This is a genomic window from Polymorphospora sp. A560, assembly GCF_045781765.1.
GTDB classification, from domain to species: domain Bacteria; phylum Actinomycetota; class Actinomycetes; order Mycobacteriales; family Micromonosporaceae; genus Polymorphospora; species Polymorphospora lycopeni.
Genome location: NZ_CP122282.1, coordinates 1,169,848 through 1,186,508, shown reverse-complemented (window position 1 = coordinate 1,186,508; position 16,661 = coordinate 1,169,848). Strand labels below are relative to the sequence as shown.

17 protein-coding genes are annotated in these 16,661 nt (G+C 72.1%); 5 read left to right on the top strand and 12 right to left on the bottom strand.

Translation table 11 applies throughout. The annotated features are described in order from the left end of the window. Positions 1-7: 7 nt before the first annotated feature. The 6 genes from QCD66_RS05530 to QCD66_RS05505 all read right to left on the bottom strand — a co-directional run bounded on the left by QCD66_RS05530 (position 8) and on the right by QCD66_RS05505 (position 4,529). Entirely contained in the window at positions 8-973 is a 966-nt protein-coding gene (locus QCD66_RS05530) for a pyridoxal-phosphate dependent enzyme (RefSeq protein WP_357533494.1), read from the bottom strand. 12 nt (positions 974-985) lie between these two features. Next, entirely contained in the window at positions 986-1,321 is a 336-nt protein-coding gene (locus QCD66_RS05525; RefSeq protein WP_364217921.1) for a MoaD/ThiS family protein, read from the bottom strand. Between the two features lie 66 nt (positions 1,322-1,387). Next, on the bottom strand, positions 1,388-1,876 hold the full coding sequence (locus QCD66_RS05520; protein ID WP_357533498.1) for a M67 family metallopeptidase: 489 nt from the start codon (positions 1,874-1,876) through the stop codon (positions 1,388-1,390). Positions 1,877-1,989: 113 nt separating this feature from the next. Further along, positions 1,990-2,484, bottom strand: a complete 495-nt coding sequence (locus QCD66_RS05515; RefSeq protein WP_364218142.1) for a DUF2017 domain-containing protein — start codon at positions 2,482-2,484, stop codon at positions 1,990-1,992. Between the two features lie 148 nt (positions 2,485-2,632). After that, positions 2,633-2,923, bottom strand: coding sequence for an ATP-dependent Clp protease adapter ClpS (gene clpS, locus QCD66_RS05510; RefSeq protein WP_357533500.1), 291 nt, complete (start codon positions 2,921-2,923; stop codon positions 2,633-2,635). Positions 2,924-3,047: 124 nt separating this feature from the next. Further along, on the bottom strand, positions 3,048-4,529 hold the full coding sequence (locus tag QCD66_RS05505; protein ID WP_375733262.1) for a hypothetical protein: 1,482 nt from the start codon (positions 4,527-4,529) through the stop codon (positions 3,048-3,050). 425 nt (positions 4,530-4,954) lie between these two features. On the opposite strand from QCD66_RS05505, the gene QCD66_RS05500 reads away from it, so the two are divergent. The 3 genes from QCD66_RS05500 to QCD66_RS05490 all read left to right on the top strand — a co-directional run bounded on the left by QCD66_RS05500 (position 4,955) and on the right by QCD66_RS05490 (position 8,240). Further along, the gene (locus QCD66_RS05500; RefSeq protein ID WP_375733261.1) at positions 4,955-6,241 is read left to right on the top strand and encodes a nicotinate phosphoribosyltransferase; all 1,287 of its coding nucleotides are present in this window, start codon (positions 4,955-4,957) and stop codon (positions 6,239-6,241) included. Positions 6,242-6,255: 14 nt separating this feature from the next. Then, on the top strand, positions 6,256-6,831 hold the full coding sequence (locus QCD66_RS05495; RefSeq protein ID WP_375733260.1) for an isochorismatase family protein: 576 nt from the start codon (positions 6,256-6,258) through the stop codon (positions 6,829-6,831). Positions 6,832-7,025: 194 nt separating this feature from the next. Beyond that, a complete protein-coding gene (locus QCD66_RS05490) occupies positions 7,026-8,240 on the top strand; it encodes an MFS transporter (protein WP_375733259.1) in 1,215 nt (404 codons plus the stop codon). 285 nt (positions 8,241-8,525) lie between these two features. Here the strand turns inward: QCD66_RS05490 and ctaD are convergent, their stop codons facing one another. The 4 genes from ctaD to eda all read right to left on the bottom strand — a co-directional run bounded on the left by ctaD (position 8,526) and on the right by eda (position 13,355). Continuing rightward, entirely contained in the window at positions 8,526-10,286 is a 1,761-nt protein-coding gene (gene ctaD / locus QCD66_RS05485) for a cytochrome c oxidase subunit I (RefSeq protein ID WP_364217908.1), read from the bottom strand. Positions 10,287-10,428: 142 nt separating this feature from the next. Then, entirely contained in the window at positions 10,429-11,535 is a 1,107-nt protein-coding gene (locus QCD66_RS05480) for an FAD-dependent monooxygenase (protein WP_375733258.1), read from the bottom strand. Positions 11,536-11,625: 90 nt separating this feature from the next. Continuing rightward, on the bottom strand, positions 11,626-12,723 hold the full coding sequence (locus QCD66_RS05475) for a sugar kinase (RefSeq protein ID WP_375733257.1): 1,098 nt from the start codon (positions 12,721-12,723) through the stop codon (positions 11,626-11,628). A gap of 2 nt (positions 12,724-12,725) precedes the next feature. Beyond that, positions 12,726-13,355 carry a bifunctional 4-hydroxy-2-oxoglutarate aldolase/2-dehydro-3-deoxy-phosphogluconate aldolase gene (gene eda, locus QCD66_RS05470; protein WP_407567030.1) on the bottom strand — a complete coding sequence of 210 codons (630 nt, stop codon included), beginning with the start codon at positions 13,353-13,355 and terminating at the stop codon, positions 12,726-12,728. A 93-nt stretch (positions 13,356-13,448) separates the two neighbouring features. On the opposite strand from eda, the gene QCD66_RS05465 reads away from it, so the two are divergent. Both QCD66_RS05465 and QCD66_RS05460 read left to right on the top strand, forming a co-directional pair. Beyond that, a complete protein-coding gene (locus QCD66_RS05465; RefSeq protein WP_375733255.1) occupies positions 13,449-14,222 on the top strand; it encodes an IclR family transcriptional regulator in 774 nt (257 codons plus the stop codon). 88 nt (positions 14,223-14,310) lie between these two features. Further along, a complete protein-coding gene (locus QCD66_RS05460; protein ID WP_375733254.1) occupies positions 14,311-15,141 on the top strand; it encodes a MerR family transcriptional regulator in 831 nt (276 codons plus the stop codon). Positions 15,142-15,149: 8 nt separating this feature from the next. Here QCD66_RS05460 and QCD66_RS05455 read toward each other — a convergent pair whose 3' ends face one another. Both QCD66_RS05455 and QCD66_RS05450 read right to left on the bottom strand, forming a co-directional pair. Beyond that, positions 15,150-15,923, bottom strand: a complete 774-nt coding sequence (locus tag QCD66_RS05455; protein ID WP_364217896.1) for an aldo/keto reductase — start codon at positions 15,921-15,923, stop codon at positions 15,150-15,152. A 62-nt stretch (positions 15,924-15,985) separates the two neighbouring features. Beyond that, entirely contained in the window at positions 15,986-16,582 is a 597-nt protein-coding gene (locus QCD66_RS05450) for a chloramphenicol phosphotransferase CPT family protein (protein ID WP_375733253.1), read from the bottom strand. Positions 16,583-16,661 lie beyond the last annotated feature (79 nt).

Here is a 16,661-nt window from a genome sequence, read left to right as displayed (position 1 = left end):
CAGAAACTCAGGCCCAGAGCTGGCCTTCGAGGGCGTCCTCGGCGTCGGAGAGGGTGCCGCCGTACGCGCCGGTCGACAGGTATTTCCAGCCGCCGTCGGCCACCACGAACGCGACATCGGCCCGGCGCCCCGCCTTGACCGCCTCGTGCGCGACCGCCAGGGCGGCGTGCAGGATGGCGCCGGTGGAGAACCCGGCGAAGATCCCCTCGACCTCGACGAGCTGCCGGGTACGCAGCACCGCGTCGCGGGTGCCGACGGAGAACCGTCGGGTCAGCACCGAGGCATCGTAGAGCTCCGGCACGTAGCCCTCGTCGATGTTGCGCAGCCCGTAGACCAGCTCGCCGTATCGCGGCTCGGCGGCGATGATCTCGATGCCCTCGACCTTCTCCCGCAGGTAGCGCCCGGTGCCCATCAGGGTGCCGGTGGTGCCCAGCCCGGCGACGAAGTGGGTGATCGAGGGCAGGTCGTGCAGCAGCTCGGGGCCGGTCGACTCGTAGTGGGCGCGGGCGTTGGCCTCGTTGCCGTACTGGAAGAGCATCACCCAGTCCGGGTGCTCGGCCGCGATCTGCTTCGCGGTCGCGACCGCCTGGTTGGAGCCGCCCGCCGCCGCCGAGAAGATGATCTCGGCGCCGTACATGCGGAGCAGTTGCACCCGCTCGGCGGAGACGTTCTCCGGCATCACGCAGACCAGCCGGTAGCCGCGCAGCTTGGCGACCATGGCCAGCGAGATGCCGGTGTTACCGCTCGTCGGCTCCAGGATCGTGTCGCCGGGGCGGAGCCGCCCGGCGCGTTCGGCCTCACGGACCATGAACAGCGCCGGACGGTCCTTGATGCTGCCGGTCGGGTTACGGTCCTCCAGCTTCGCCCACAGCCGCACCGGTGGTGCCCCGTCGGGCACCGTCGGCGAGAGTCGGGGCAGGCCCACGAGCGGCGTGCCACCGCAGGCGTCGAGCAGGCTGTCGTACCGTGCCATGCCGGCCCGGCCTCAGCGGGCGGCGACCGGCGCGCGGTGGCCGAGCATCGCGGCCGCGGCCGCGAACCCGAACGCACCACCGGCCACGGCCGGCAGGATGGTCACGCTGTCGCCGTCGGACAGCTTGGCGTCCAGCGCGCCGAGGAAACGGACGTCCTCGTCGTTGACGTAGACGTTGACGAAGCGGTGCAACGTGCCCTCGTCGGTGACGAGCCGGCCGCGCAGGCCGGCGAACTTGGCGTCCAGGTCGGTCAGGAGTCCACCCAGGGTGTCTCCACTGCCCTCGACGACCTTCGCGCCACCGGTGTAGGTGCGCAGGATGGTGGGGATACGAACCTCGATAGCCATTGACGTGCTCCTAAGAAACGACGGTGATCGGGAGAAAGACTGCGGTGTGTCGGGCTGCTGCGGGAATCAGCGACCGGAACACTCGTAGTCGACCGTCGTCGGGCTCTGCCCGAACATGTAGGACTGGACCGCGTTCGGGTCCACGTTCGCATCGACGATCCGGACCGGCTCCTCGGTGATCACCCCGTCCACGATGCGGAACGAGCGGATCTCCTCGGTATCGGGGTCACGGGTCGACACGAGCAGGTAGTGGGCGCCCGGTTCGCCGGCGAACGACACATCGGTGCGCGACGGATACGCCTCGGTGGCGGTGTGCGAGTGGTAGATCACGACCGGCTCCTCGTCGCGGTCGTCCATCTCGCGCCACACCCGCAACTGCTCCATCGAGTCGAACTCGTAGAAGGTCATCGAACGGGCGGCGTTGTCCATCGGGATGTGCCGGGTCGGCACGTCGGACCCGGCGGGACCGGCGACGACGCCACACGCCTCGTCGGGATGGTCCCGGCGGGCATGAGCGACGATCGCGTCGATGATCGCCCGGTCGATGGTCAGCACGGGGGCCAGCCTACCGCCTCACCAGCGTTCGGTGCCGTTCCTGTCCACCACGTGGTCGGCGTCACCGCCCGGACGTCCCCGTCGGCGCCGCCGCCGGTCCCGGCCCACGCGGTTCAGTCGACCAGCGCGTTGAGCAGCGACTCCTGCAGATAACCCAGGTAGGCGTAGACGGAGAGCTGGAAGACCCGCGACGAGGTCGGGTCCTGCAACACCGCGTCGTCGAGTTCCTCGCCGAGATCGGTGCCGTCCTTCAGGTCGAGGCGCACCCCCATCGCCAGCCGGGCGTCGTTCAGCGCCCGCAGCCACGCCTCGGCCGCCTCGCCGTCGAGGCGTACCTCGCCGCCGCTGGCGTCGGGAAGGGCGGCAAGGACCGCGCCCGCCTGGTCGATCTTGGCGGTCTTCAGGTCGCCCTCGGTGTAGAGGCGGAACTCGGCCGACTCGGTCGGCTCGTCCGGGTAGGCGTCCGGAAAGAGGCGGCCCACCACCGGGTCGTCGTGGTCGAACCCGTCGGTGAGCAGGCCCACCACCTCGCCGGCGACCTTGCGCAGCACCCGCACCTCGTCGGTGGCGAAGGTGGCGACACAGTACTCACCCTGACGCCGGAACATGCTCACGCCGCCCCCTCGCTCCGCTCGGGGTCGGCGTGCCAACCCCTGAACCCGACGGTTCCCTCGCTCCGCTCGCTCACGGCCCCCTCGCTCCGCTCGGGGTCGGCGTGCCAACCCCTGAACCCGACGGCTCCCTCGCTCCGCTCGCTCATGACTTGTCGACCGTCGCCCACAGACCGTACGCGTGCAGCCGTGAGGCGTCGTGCTCCATCCGCTCGCGGGCGCCGCTCGACACCACCGCCCGGCCCTTGTGGTGCACGTCGAGCATGAGCCGTTCGGCCTTCTCCTTGCTGTAGCCGAAGAGCTTCTGGAAGACCCACGTCACGTAGGACATGAGGTTGACCGGATCGTCCCAGACGATCGTCACCCACGGCCGGTCCTCGGCCGGCACCTCTTCGGTGATCGGGACCTCTGCCGGTGCAACCTGTGGAGCCGCCATGGCACCCATCGTGCCACCGATGCCGGGGAACCGATGAACCGGAACCGCCACAGATGTCCGGTCCGCTGTGCCGTTTTCCGGCGATCGGACCGGCAATCGGGTGAGCAGGCCGGAAGTCCGGTGATCAGGCCAGCAGGATGCCGTGGTCGAGCGCCTCGGTGGTCACCAGCGTGAGCGAGCGGCCGGCGGCGCCGTACCGCCGGGAGGTTTCGGCCAGCAGTTCCAGTTCGACGGCGCGTACCGCACGCTGGAGCCAGGCCCGGGCCCGCGCCGGATCGGCGTTGGCCGGGTTGCGCCAGTGGCCGTAGCAGCCGGCGGACAGCGCCAGCCCGAAGGGCGGCAGCACCGCCGGTCCCGCCGGCGCCGGGTATGCCTGGAGTGCCGCCACCGCCGCCGGACCGGTGACCGTGGCGACCCCGGCGGTCGTGGTGACCAGGAGCACCCGCTCGAGACCGGGCGCGGCCGGGTCGTCGGCGAGCCCGCGGCGTACCGCGACGGCCAGCCGGTGCCGGACGTCCCGGTCGGTGCGGTCGAAGAGGCGGCGGGCGGTCTCCTCGACGATCCGGGCCAGTTCCGCGTCCGCCGTGGCCGTGGCGAGCACGGACAGCGCGTGCAGTTCCCGGTCGAACCGGTCCGGCAGGCCGGCCGGCCCGGCACCGGCGACGATGTCGCGCAGGCAGCGCAGGTGGATGCCGGCGAGTTCGACGGCGAGCCGCTGCCGGGCCAGGTGCGCGGCCGAGCGGACCAGCCGGTCCAGCCACGCCGCCCAGTCCGCGTCGGGTACGTCGGCGACGACCCGTACGGCGCCGGTGGCCGGGGGCGGTGGCCGGTCGGCATTCCGGCGCAGGTCGGTCACGCCGGCCCACTCGACCAGGGCCCGGCGCAGGTCGGCCGGGTCGGCACCGGCCGGGTCGACGGCGAACCAGGGCGCCCCGGCGAGCGCCGGAACCGCCGCCAGCACGGCGGAACGCTGCGCGGCCGCCCCACCGTCGGGAGCCGCGGCCGGGTCGGGAGCCGGCGTGACGACGAACAGCACCGGTACGCCCGCCCGGGCGGCCCCGGCCAGCAGGGCGATCTCCGGCCGGTCCGGTTGCCGGCCGGCGGGCAGCACGAAGAGCAGCGCACCCCGGGCGGCCACGTCGAGCAGCAGCCGTGTCCCGGCGGCGTCCAGGTCGTCGGTGTCCGGTGCGTCGACCAGGGTGAAGTGGCGCAGCAGCGGATCGGGCAGCGACACCTCGATCCGCCGGGGTGGGCGGGTCCGTGGGCCGTCCGGGGCGTACGGCTGTGGCTCCCGGCGCCCGGGCAGGTGGGCGACCACGGCCGGCTCGGCCGCGTGCCCGACGACCAGGAACGCGTCGCCGGACGGCCTCGACAGCGGCACCGCCCCGCCGAGCAGCGCGCCCAGCACGGCGCCGTGCCCGGATGGGCCGGCGACGACGACGGCCAGCGGCTCGTCGGGGACCGCGGCGGCCAGCGTGGTCCGCAGCCGTACCGGGCGGCGCCGGCGCGGAATCCGGACCGTCCCCGCCCCGGACCGCGGCGCCGGATGGCGCGCGTTTCCGGGACCGGGCGGATCCTGGGTGGGCAGCAGCGTGGCAGGCTCCATGGCGGTGGCCTCCTCGACGCCGGTGGACCGGCGGCGGAGCGGACGACCGGAACGCCGCACCGCCGGCCCCTCACGTCAGGGGTGGTGACGCTTCTCAACTGGTGACCGGGATCGCAACTGAGACTGCGGCCCGTCGACGGAACTCACGCACGGCATGGCGTGCCCTGCTCCGCGGACGGACCCGTGGCGCGGTGTCGGCCGCACGGAGGGGCTCCGCCTGCTGATCGCGGCGGCGACCGGCGGCAATGGTTGGGCCCATTCTCAGCGCGCCGGCCGGTGTTGGCAAGAGCCGTCCGGCCAAGCGTTTCCGCACCCCGGCGCCGTCGTGCGGCCGGTGTGACCGGCGGCACCCGGCCGACCCGGCCCGGCGGGACCGGCCCGGACCTCGGCGACGGCCCGCGGACACAGCACCTAGGCTCTCAGGAGTGACCACCTTGCACCCCACGCTGCTCACCGACCAATACGAACTGACGATGGTCAACGCCGCCCTGAAGGACGGCACGGCCGACCGGCGCTGCGTATTCGAGGTGTTCACCCGACGGCTGCCGACCGGCCGCCGCTACGGTGTGGTCGCCGGCACCGGCCGTCTCGTCGAGATGCTGCGCGACTTCCGCTTCGCCGACGACGACCTCGCCTACCTGCGGCGGGCCGGCATCGTCGACGCCGACACCGCCAAGTGGCTGGCCGACTACCGCTTCACCGGCGACATCGACGGCTATCCCGAGGGTGAACTCTTCTTCCCCGGCTCGCCGATCCTGACCGTGTCCGGCACCTTCGCCGAGTGCGTGGTGCTGGAGACGCTGGTGCTGTCGGTGCTCAACCACGACTGCGCGATCGCCGCCGCGTCCGCCCGGATGGTCACCGCCGCCCGGGGCCGCGCCGTCATCGAGATGGGCGCGCGACGCACCCACGAGCAGGCCGCGGTCGCCGCCGCCCGCGCCGCCTACCTCGCCGGTTTCGCCTACACCTCCAATCTGGCCGCCGGCCAGCGCTACGGCATCCCGACCGCCGGCACCGCCGCCCACGCGTTCACGCTGCTGCACGACGACGAGCCGGCCGCGTTCGCGTCGCAGGTCGCCGCGCTGGGCAAGAACACCACGCTGCTGGTCGACACGTACGACATCGCGCAGGGCATCCGCAACGCCATCGCCGTCGCCGGGCCGGACCTGCTGGCCGTACGGATCGACTCCGGCGACCTGTCGGTGCTGGCCCAGCACTCCCGGGAACTGCTCGACTCGCTCGGCGCGACCGAGACGAAGATCATCGTTTCGGGTGACCTCGACGAGTACGCCATCGCCGCGCTCGCCGCCGAGCCGGTCGACATGTACGGCGCCGGCACGTCGGTGGTGACCGGCTCCGGTGCCCCGACCGCCGGCCTGGTCTACAAGCTCGTCGAGGTCGACGGCCGGCCCGTGGTGAAGCGGTCGGAGAACAAGGCCACCGTCGGTGGGCGGAAAGTCGCCGTACGCCGGCACAAGCCGACCGGCACCGCCACCGAGGAGATCGTCGTCTCGCAGGGCGTACCCGATCACAAGCCGAACGACCGGCTGCTGCAGACGTCGTACGTCATCAGTGGCGAGCCGGCGACCCAGCCGCCGCTGGCCGCCGCCCGCGACCATCTGCGTCAGTGCCTGATCTCGATACCGTGGGAAGGGCTCAAGCTCTCCGCCGGTGACCCCGCGATCCCGGTCACCGTCGTACCGACAAGCTGAAAGGTCTGCCCCCAATGGCCCGAGCCCTGATCATCGTGGACGTACAGAACGACTTCTGCGAGGGCGGTTCCCTCGCCGTCGGCGGCGGTGCCGGGGTCGCCGAGGCGATCTCGCGGGTGCTGGCCGGCAACGACGGTGGCTGGGACCACGTCGTCGCGACCAAGGACCACCACATCGACCCGGGCGCCCACTTCGGCAACCCGCCGGACTTCGTGTCGTCGTGGCCGGCGCACTGCGTCGTCGGCACCGACGGCGTCGAGTTCCACCCCAAGCTGGCCACCGACCGGGTGGAGGCGGTGTTCCACAAGGGCGAGTACGCGGCGGCGTACTCGGGCTTCGAGGGACGGGCCGACGGCGACGTCGGCCTGGCCGACTGGCTGCGCGCCCGCGACGTCGACACGGTCGACGTGGTGGGGATCGCGACGGACCACTGCATACGCGCGACCGCGCTGGACGCGGCGCGGGAGGGCTTCGCCACGACGGTGCTGCTCGACCTGACCGCCGGCGTGTCCCGGGTCACGACCGACCTGGCGCTGAACGACCTGCGTTCCGCCGACGTCACCCTCACCGGCACCCCGTTCGTCCAGTAGCCCACCCGGCCCGCCCGTGAGGCCCGCCGCGCGGGCCCCGCCCCGTGGGGCCCGCCCGTGGGGTCGATCAAGGAGAAGTCGGGGGTGTTCCGCGGCTTTCGCGGCACGATCTGCCCTTGATCGACCGGGGCGGGCGGGTGGGCCGGGGCGGGGGTGGGAATCCGGTGGCAGGGGCGTCGTACCCAGGGGCGAGGATGTCCCCGGAGGTACGCACCGACATGAAGCTCACCCCTTACCGTCAGGCGCTCGGGCTGCCCGGCATCCGGCCGCTGCTGCTCATCGCCGTACTCGCCCGGGTGCCGGTGACCGCGGCCGGCATCACGTTGACCCTGCACGTCGTACTCGACCTCGAGCGCGGCTACGCGGCGGCCGGGCTCGTCGGCGGCGCCATGACGGTCGGCACGGCGATCGGCGCACCACTGCTCGGCCGGCTCGTCGACCGGCACGGCCTACGTCCCGTGATCGCCGTCACCACCGTCGCCGAGGCGATCTTCTGGGCGGTCGCCCAGGCGCTGCCGTATCCGGTGCTGCTGGTCGCCGCCTTCTTCGGCGGGCTGCTCACCCTGCCGGTCTTCTCCGTGGTCCGGCAGTCGATCGCGGCGCTCGCCCCCGAGGCGCACCGGCGTCCGGCGTACGCGCTCGACTCGATGTCGGTCGAACTGTCGTTCATGATCGGTCCGGCGCTCGCCGTGTTCCTGTCGACGGCGCTCTCGCCCCGGGTGACGATGCTCGCCGTCGGCAGCGGGATCGTCCTGTCCGGTATCACCCTGTTCCTGTTCAACCCGCCGGTCCGCACCGCCGCCGAACAGGCCACCACCGCGGCCCCCGTACGGCGCCGGGAGTGGCTGACGCCGCGACTGGTGGGCGTACTCGCGGTCAGTGCCGCGGCGACCCTGGTCCTCGGCGGCACGGACGTGGCGGTGGTCGCCGTGCTGCGGGAGTCCGGCCAGGTGGCGTGGACCGGGCTGGTCCTCGCCGTCTGGGCCGCGTACTCGCTGGTGGGCGGGTTCGCGTACGGCTCCGCGTCGCGACCGGTGCCGCCGGTCGGGCTGATGGGCGGGCTCGCGCTCTGCACCATCCCGGTCGGGCTCGGCGGCGGCCAGTGGTGGCTGCTGGCGATCGCGCTGCTGCCGGCCGGGGCACTGTGCGCCCCGACGATCGCCGCGACCGCCGACGCGGTGAGCCGTCTGGCGCCGGCGTCCGCCCGGGGTGAGGCGATGGGCCTGCACGGCTCGGCGATGACGGTCGGGATCGCGCTGGGGGCACCCCTCGCCGGCGCCGTGATCGACGCCTCCAGCCCGGCCTGGGGCTTCGCCGCCACCGGCGCGGTCGGGGCGCTCGTGGCACTTCTCGCCCTGCCCGCCGAACTCCGGCGGCGCCGCGCTCCCCTGGTCCCCGTCGAGGTCTGACCGGGCGGCCGGCGCGGCGACAGCACGCTGTCCCGGCAGCACGTCGCCGTGCCGGCCCCGGCGGTACGCCGGGGCCGCACCGGCAGCACGCCGGGGCCGCACCGGCCCGAACAGGTGTTGATCTGAGCGGGAGAGACCTTCTCGGCGGCCGGTAGGGTCTCTCCCGCTCAGATCGACGTCATTCCGCGCGGCGGGCGGTCGCGTCGCTGTCCGCCGGGCGGCAAGGGCACCACTCGCGAAGCGCCGGCCCCCGTACGGGGGCCGGCGCTTCGCGAGTGGTGCGGGTCAGCGGCGGTCGAGGTCGCTCGCCACGTCCTCGGTGTAGCTGGCGCCGCCGTCGGACTCGCTCGTCAGCGGCTTCGCGCCACCCTCGGGCGGCCCGGCCAGCGACTGGTGGCCGGCGGCCAGGTGCGGGAACTTCAGGTCGAACGCGGGCCGCTCGGAGCGGATCCGGGGCATCCGGTCGAAGTTGCGCAGCGGGGGCGGGCAACTGGTCGCCCACTCCAGCGAGTTGCCGTGGCCCCACGGGTCGTCGACCTCGACGATGGGGCCGGTCTTGTACGACTTCCAGCAGTTCCAGATGAACGGCAGGGTCGAGATACCGGTGATGAACGACCCGATGGTGGAAATCGTGTTGAGCGTGGCCCAGTTGTCCATCGGCAGGTAGTCGGCGTAGCGACGGGGGAAGCCGTCGTTGCCGAGCCAGTGCTGCACGAGGAACGTGGTGTGGAAGCCGATGAGGGTCATCCAGAAGTGGATCTTGCCGAGGCGCTCGTCGAGCATCCGGCCGGTCATCTTCGGGAACCAGAAGTAGATGCCGGCGAACACCGCGAACACGATCGTGCCGAAGAGCACGTAGTGGAAGTGCGCGACGACGAAGTACGAGTCGGAGACGTGGAAGTCGATCGGCGGGCTGGCGAGCAGCACGCCGGACAGGCCGCCGAAGAGGAACGTCACCAGGAAGCCGATGGACCACAGCATCGGTGTCTCGAAGCTGATCTGGCCGCGCCACATGGTGCCGATCCAGTTGAAGAACTTCATACCGGTCGGTACGGCGATGAGGAAGCTCAGGAAGCTGAAGAACGGCAGCAGTACCTGGCCGGTGGCGAACATGTGGTGCGCCCACACGCTCATCGAGAGGGCCGCGATGGCGATGGTGGCGCCGACCAGGCCCTTGTAGCCGAAGATCGGCTTACGGGAGAAGACCGGGATGATCTCGCTGACGATGCCGAAGAACGGCAGCGCCACGATGTAGACCTCGGGATGGCCGAAGAACCAGAAGAGGTGCTGCCAGAGCAGTGGGCCGCCGGTCTCCGGGGCGTAGACGTGGGCGCCGAGGATGCGGTCGGCGGCGAGCGCGAACAGCGCGGCGGCCAGCAGCGGGAAGACCATGATCACCAGGAGGCTGGTGACCAGGATGTTCCAGGTGAAGATCGGCATCCGGAACATCGTCATGCCGGGCGCGCGCAGCGTCAGGATCGTGGTGATCAGGTTGACGGCGCCGAGGATGGTGCCCAGACCGGAGATGGCCAGACCGACGATCCACATGTTGGCGCCGACGCCCGGCGAGTGCTCGACGCTGCTCAGCGGCGCGTACGCGAACCAGCCGAAGTCGGCCGCGCCACCCGGGGTGAGGAAGCCGGCCATCGCCAGCGTCCCGCCGAAGAGGTAGAGCCAGTACGCGAAGCTGTTCAGCCGGGGGAACGACACGTCGGGCGCGCCGATCTGGATCGGCACGATGTAGTTCGCGAACGCGAAGACGATCGGCGTCGCGAAGAACAGCAGCATGATCGTGCCGTGCATGGTGAAGAGCTGGTTGTACTGCTCCGGGGAGAGGAACTGCAGCCCGGGCTGGGCCAGCTCGGCCCGCATGATCAGCGCCATCAGGCCGCCGATCAGGAAGAACACGAAGGCGGTGATCATGTACATGATCCCGATCTGCTTCGCGTCCGTCGTACGCAGGATCCGCGCGATGGCCGAGCCCTTTACCGGCTGATGGACCGGCCAGGGCCGGGTCACGATCGGCTTCGGTCCGACGGTGGTCACGAGCGGCCTCCGGTTCTCGTTGGTCACACTCGGCACGCGCTCGTCGTTGACGCTCTGTCGTTGATCCGCGGGCGTACCTCGCAGCGAGGATAGTCCCCTCTACCGGCGGGTTTTGCGGCGGGTGGTGGTCCAGGGCCGATGGCTATATCGGATCGACCAGCAGACGATAGTGCTCGGCAAAGATCCGCCCGCCCCGCCCACGCAGCAGCGGGTCGCGCAACGCGGCCGGGACGTCACGCGTCCGCTCCCGGTCGCGGGTACGGTCCAACACCCACCTCGTACGCGGCCGGCGGCGGCTCTCGTACGTCTCCAGCGCCGCTTCGACGTCGTCACCGTGACGCAGCGTGTCGGCGAGCACGACCGCGTCCTCGAAGGCCATGGCGGCGCCCTGGGACAGGGTGGGTGAGGTGGCGTGGGCGGCGTCACCGACGAGGACCACCCGGCCACGTGACCAGCGCCCGAGTTCGACCTCGTCGGTCCGGGCCACCTGGATCCTGTCGATCGCCTCGATGATCTCCGGTACCGGGTCGCCGTAGTCGGCGAACAGTTCGGCGAGCCGGGCCCGCGGATCGTCGGGCAGGGTGTCGCCGGCCTCGTCGGCGTAGCAGTAGAGCCGGCCGGCCCCCATCGGCACGGCGATGAACCCGGACCGCCGACCGAGCAGCCCCGTCCATTCGGTGATCTTGGGGCCGCCGGTGACGACGCTGCGGTAGACGATCTGACCGACCGGGCGGGCCGCGCCACCGAGCGCGGCGAGCGAGCGGACCGCGGAGCGGCGGCCGTCGGCGCCGACGACCAGGTCGAACTCGGCGCTGGTGCCGTCGTCGAAGCCGACCGTGACGGTCCGTGCGCCAACGTCGAGCCCGGTCACCCCGGTCTCGTGGTGTACGTCGCCACCTGCGGCGGTGAGCAGCACCCGGTGCAGTTCGGACCGGGGCAACGCCCGGCACTCGCCGACACCGTCCCAGAGCCCGAGCAGGTCGACCTCGCACAGCGGGCGGCCGCGCTGGTCGAGGAAGTGCTGGCGGGTGATGACCTCGCCGAGGCGCTGGACCGGGCCGTCGACGTCGAGGGCGCGCAGCGCCCGGGCGGCGTTGCCGGGCAGGTAGATCCCCGCGCCGGGGACGGCCGACGCGGGGAGTTGCTCCACCACCCGGGGGCGGAAGCCGGCCAGGCGCAGGGCCCGCGCGGTGGCCAGCCCGGCGATGCCCGCCCCCACGATGAGGACGCGCAGGGAGGATCCGCCCATTTGTGCAACGCCTCCGAGGGGTTGGGCACGCGTTGAAGCCAAGAGACTACTTCGCGCAACGGCGCCGCGACAGACCCCTCCGGTGAAAGATCAGCGCTGGACCCGGGCTCCGCCTCCCTTGACCAGCGACTCAACCTCCTTGAGGCTCGCCATCGAAGTGTCGCCCGGGGTGGTCATCGCCAGCGCCCCGTGGGCCGCGCCGTACTCGATGGCTGTCGCGAGATCGCCCTTCTCCAGCAGGCCGTACGCGAGACCGGACGCGAAGCTGTCACCGCCGCCGACCCGGTCCATGATCTCCAGGCCGGGACGGTGGGTGGCCTCGACGAAGCCGCTCTCCGCCGACCACGCGACCGCGCCCCAGTCGTTGACGGTCGCCGTACGCACCGTACGCAGGGTGGTGGCGACCACGGAGAAGTTGTCGTACTCCTTGGTGACCTCGCCGATCATCTTCTGGAAGTTGGCGACGTCGAGCTCGGACAGGTTCTCGTCGGTGTCGGGCACCTCGAAGCCGAGCGAGGCGGTGAAGTCCTCCTCGTTGCCGATCATCACGTCGACGTAGCGGGCCAGCCGGCGGTTGACCTCCTGGGCCCGGGCCTGCCCGCCGACCGCCTTCCAGAGGCTGGGCCGGTAGTTCAGGTCGTACGAGATGACCGTGCCGTGCCGGCGGGCGGCGGACATGGCTGCCTCGATGGTGTCCGGGGTGATCTCGGACAGGGCCGCGTAGATGCCGCCGGTGTGCAGCCAGCGCACGCCGAGGGTGCCGAAGAGGTGGTCCCAGTCGACGTCGTCGGGCCGCAGCTGGCTGGCGGCGGTGTGTCCCCGGTCGGAGGTGCCGACCGCGCCGCGTACGCCGAACCCGCGCTCGGTGAAGTTGAGGCCGTTGCGGACCGAGCGGCCGAGCCCGTCGTACGGCACCCACTTGACGAACGCCGTGTCGACGCCGCCCTGCAGGACCAGGTCCTCCAGCAGCCGGCCGATCTCGTTGTCGGCGAACGCGGTGACCACCGCGGTGCGCAGCCCGAAGCAACGGCGCAGCCCGCGGGCGACGTTGTATTCACCGCCGCCCTCCCAGGCCCGGAAGTTGCGGGCGGTGCGGACCCGTCCCTCGCCCGGGTCGAGCCGCAGCATGATCTCGCCGAGCGACACCAGGTCGTAGCGGCACTGGTCGGCGGGCCGGATCTGGAGCATCGTCACGCCTCCGGGGCGGGTCGGGCGGCGGCGACGGCCGCCGCGGTGAGGGCGGTGACCTCGTCCCACCGGCCGGCGCGCAGCAGGTCGGGGGCGACCATCCAGGTGCCGCCGACGGCGAACACGGACGGCACGGCGAGGTAGTCGGCGAGGTTGCCGGTGTTGACCCCGCCGGTGGGGATGAACCGGACCGAGCGGAACGGCGCGGCCAGCGCCTTGATCATCGGAATCCCGCCGAGCTGCTCGGCGGGGAAGAACTTGACGATCTCCAGCCCGGCGTCGAGCGCCATCTGGATCTCGGTGGCGGTGGCCACGCCGGGGAAGACCGGCAGGCCGAGTTCCTGGCAGCGCTTGACGACGCTCGGGCTGAAGCCGGGGCTGAGCACGAACTTCGCGCCGGCCTCGGCGGCCTGGTCGACCTGGGCCGGGGACAGCACGGTCCCGGCGCCGACGAGCAGGTCGGGGTTGGTGGACATGGCGCGGATGGCGTCCGCGGCGGCGGCGGTACGGAAGGTCACCTCGACGCTGCGCAGGCCGCCGGCGACCAGGGCGTCGGCGAGCGGGGTGGCGGCGGCGGCGTCTTCGAGCACGACGACCGGCAGCATCCGGCCGGCGGCGATGGCGGCGGTCACATCGAGCGATTGCTGTTCAGAATCATGAACGTTGGTCACACTTGTGACCCTAGCCCGGTGGTCGAGGATGTCAACCCGGCTAGAGTGACCGCCATGACGACGGGCGACGCCTACCAACCGGTCAAATCCGCCGGCCGGACCCTGGACGTGCTGGAGGCGCTGGCGGCCTCGCCGGAACGGCGCTCACTGGTCGACCTCGCCCGCACCCTCGGCATCCCGAAGAGCAGCCTGCACGGCATCCTGCGGACCATGGTCCAGCGCGGCTGGGTGGAGGCCGACGGCACCGGCACCCGGTTCGGCCTCGGCGTACGCGCCCTCCAGGTCGGCGCCGCCTACCTGGAGACCGACGACACCGTCGGCCTGCTCGGCGCCGTACTCGACGGGTTGTCCCGCGAGTTCGGCGAGACCGTGCACCTCGGCCGCCTCGACGGGGCCCACGTCGTCTACATGGCCAAACGCGAATCGGTCCACCCGCTGCGGCTCTACAGCGCGATCGGCCGCCGGCTGCCGGCGCACGCCACCGCGCTGGGCAAGGTGCTGCTCGCCGAACGCCCGCCGGAGTCCCTCGACAAGATGCTGACCTGGCCGCTGGCCGCGCTGACCCCGGACACCGTCACCGACCCCGACGCCCTGCGCGCCGAACTCGACCTGGTCCGCGGCCGTGGATACGCCGTCGACCGCGGCGAGAACACCGAGGGCATCGTCTGCTTCGCGATGGCCGTGCCGCTGCACTCCCCGGCCACCGACGCGATCAGCCTGTCGGTGCCCGCCGGCCGGATCGGCCCGGACACCGAGGACCGCGTCGTGTCCGCGCTCGGCCGCGCGGTCGAGCAGGTACGCGCCGCCCGCCGCCTGATCTCCGCGTAGGAGCCGACGGGTCCGGCGCCGGCACCGGAACGGGCCGCGCACCGGCCTTGACTGTGACACCGTGTGAGGCCCCACGGTAGGACGTGCCATGTTCACTATCGGAGACTTCGCCAGGCTGGGCCGGGTGTCGGTTCGGATGCTGCGTCACTACGACGCCATCGGGCTGCTGACCCCGGCCACCGTCGACCCCGCCACCGGCTACCGCTTCTACCGGGCCGCCCAACTCGGGCGGCTCAACCGGGTGATCGCCCTGAAGGACCTCGGTTTCACGCTGCCCCAGGTCCAGGCGATCCTCGACGAGGACCTCGGCACCGACGCGCTGCGCGGCATGCTGCGCCTGCGCCGGGCCCAGCTCGAGGCCCAGATCGAGGCGGACGCGGCCCGGCTCACCGGGATCGAGGCGAGGCTCCAGTTGATCGAGAAGGAGGGCGACATGCCCACCGAGGACGTCGTACTCAAGCCGGTCGGCCCGGTCCGCGTCGCGGAACTGACCGCCGTCTCCCCGACCTACGAGACCGTCGACATCGGCCCGGTCATCCAGCCGCTCTACGCCGAACTCCACCGGCGGCTCGCGGTGGCCGGGGTGAAGCAGACCGGTCCCGGCATCGCCTACTACACCCCCGCACCGGACGGCCCCGGCGAGGCGGTCGTCGTGCACGCCACCGCCCAGGTCGACGCCGGGCCGCACGACGGGTACGACTTCGAGATCGTGGAGGTGCCGGCGATCCCGACCGCGGCGACGATCATCCACCGCGGACCGATGGACAACGTCGAGCAGAGCATCCAGATCCTGGCCCGGTGGGTCGAGGACAACGGATACCGGACCGACGGGTACGTGCGGGAGGTCTACCTCGACTACTGCGCGGACGATCCCGCCGAGGGCGTCACCGAACTCCAGCTGGCCGTCACCAAGTCCTGAGTCGCGGCTCAGCGGGCGAGGGCGTCGATCCGGCGTGTCTCGTCGTCGTCGAGCCGGAAACCGAACAGGTCGAAGTTGTCCCGGATCCGCTCCGGGGTGACCGACTTCGGGATCACCACGATGCCGTGCTCCAGGTGCCACCGCAGCACCACCCGGGCCGGCGACACACCGTGCGCCTCGGCGATCCGGACCAGTTCCGGGTCGCCGAGGTCGGTGCTGCGGAACGGGCTGTAGCCCTCCAGCACCACACCGCGCTCACGGTGCGCGGCCAGGACCTGAGGGTCGTACAGTGACGGGCTCCACCGGACCTGGTTGACCGCGGGCGCCACCCCGGTCGCCCCGACCAGTTCGTCGAGCTGGTCGACGTCGTAGTTGCTCACCCCGACCGCCCGGGCCAGCCCCTGCTCGCGGACGGCCAGGAACTCCCGCCACGTCGACGGCGACGCGGTGCCGGCCGGAGGCCAGTGGATCAGCCACAGGTCGACGTGGTCGAAGCCGAGTGCGGCCAGGCTCGCGTCGATCGCCGGGCGCGGCCGGTCGGCCTGCTCGGGCAGCAGCTTGGTGGTGACGAAGACCTCCTCGCGCGGCACCCCGCTGTCCCGCACCGCCCGGCCCACCTGGTCCTCGTTGCGGTACATGGTGGCGGTGTCGATGTGCCGGTAGCCGACGTCGAGCGCCTCCCGGACCGCCCGGTAGCACTCCTCGCCGGTCGTCTTCCAGGTGCCGAAGCCGAGCAGGGGCATGGTCACGCCACCGGTCAGCGTGACGGACGGGGACGTCATACGGGCGTACCTCCGCGAACGACGGGACCTCTCCGTCGCACCCTACGCCGACCGGCCGGCGGTCACCGCCCGTACGGCCGCCCGGCGGCCGCCGCCCGGAGCCGGTCGAACGCCGTCGGTCCGGGCGGCCGGGCGAGCAGGAAGTCCCTGATCCGCACCGCACAGTCGTACGGGGTGGTGGTCGTCGTGTCGCACTCGACGTCGTAGACGCCGTGCGCGTGCACCCGCTCGACCTGCGCCGCCGCCTGCCCGATCCGACGGTCGCCACGGACCCGTTCCCGCCGCGCCAACTCCTCGGCCGAACAGTGCACGCCGACCAGCACGACGTCGAGCCCCGCCATGACCTCCAGGCAGTCCCGCAGCCGCCACGGCTCGCTGAGCACATGGTCGGCGACCACGTCGTTGCCGGCCCGGGCCATGCCGGCGACCGCCCGGTGGAAGCCGGCGCGGGTCCGGGTGAGCACGTCGGTCACCTCGGCGGGCGACAGCTGCGTGGTCGGTCGCGCGGCCCGCATCGCGCCGAACGCGTCGACCGACAGGTGAAAATAGGGCCGGCGGAAGCGCGGCCCGTCGAGCACGGTCAGCAACTGCCCGGCGAGGCTGGTCTTCCCGGCGCTGGACGCGCCGTTGAGCAGGACGATCTGGCCGGGCGGGGACACCTCCCGAGTCTCGCACGTTGGACCCGGCTGGCCGCACGGCGGACAGCGTGGATCATGGAAGCACCGCCGCCGGAGGGAG

What these genes read in the sequence shown, in the direction of transcription:
- QCD66_RS05465 (WP_375733255.1), top strand. Translation starts at nt 13,449, where the DNA reads ATGACGACGGGCGACGCCTACCAACCGGTCAAATCCGCCGGCCGGACC.
- QCD66_RS05515 (WP_364218142.1), bottom strand. Translation starts at nt 2,484, where the DNA reads ATGTTCCGGCGTCAGGGTGAGTACTGTGTCGCCACCTTCGCCACCGAC.
- QCD66_RS05495 (WP_375733260.1), top strand. Translation starts at nt 6,256, where the DNA reads ATGGCCCGAGCCCTGATCATCGTGGACGTACAGAACGACTTCTGCGAG.
- QCD66_RS05525 (WP_364217921.1), bottom strand. Translation starts at nt 1,321, where the DNA reads ATGGCTATCGAGGTTCGTATCCCCACCATCCTGCGCACCTACACCGGT.
- QCD66_RS05505 (WP_375733262.1), bottom strand. Translation starts at nt 4,529, where the DNA reads ATGGAGCCTGCCACGCTGCTGCCCACCCAGGATCCGCCCGGTCCCGGA.
- QCD66_RS05480 (WP_375733258.1), bottom strand. Translation starts at nt 11,535, where the DNA reads ATGGGCGGATCCTCCCTGCGCGTCCTCATCGTGGGGGCGGGCATCGCC.
- clpS (WP_357533500.1), bottom strand. Translation starts at nt 2,923, where the DNA reads ATGGCGGCTCCACAGGTTGCACCGGCAGAGGTCCCGATCACCGAAGAG.
- QCD66_RS05530 (WP_357533494.1), bottom strand. Translation starts at nt 973, where the DNA reads ATGGCACGGTACGACAGCCTGCTCGACGCCTGCGGTGGCACGCCGCTC.
- QCD66_RS05475 (WP_375733257.1), bottom strand. Translation starts at nt 12,723, where the DNA reads ATGCTCCAGATCCGGCCCGCCGACCAGTGCCGCTACGACCTGGTGTCG.
- QCD66_RS05490 (WP_375733259.1), top strand. Translation starts at nt 7,026, where the DNA reads ATGTCCCCGGAGGTACGCACCGACATGAAGCTCACCCCTTACCGTCAG.
- QCD66_RS05455 (WP_364217896.1), bottom strand. Translation starts at nt 15,923, where the DNA reads ATGACGTCCCCGTCCGTCACGCTGACCGGTGGCGTGACCATGCCCCTG.
- QCD66_RS05460 (WP_375733254.1), top strand. Translation starts at nt 14,311, where the DNA reads ATGTTCACTATCGGAGACTTCGCCAGGCTGGGCCGGGTGTCGGTTCGG.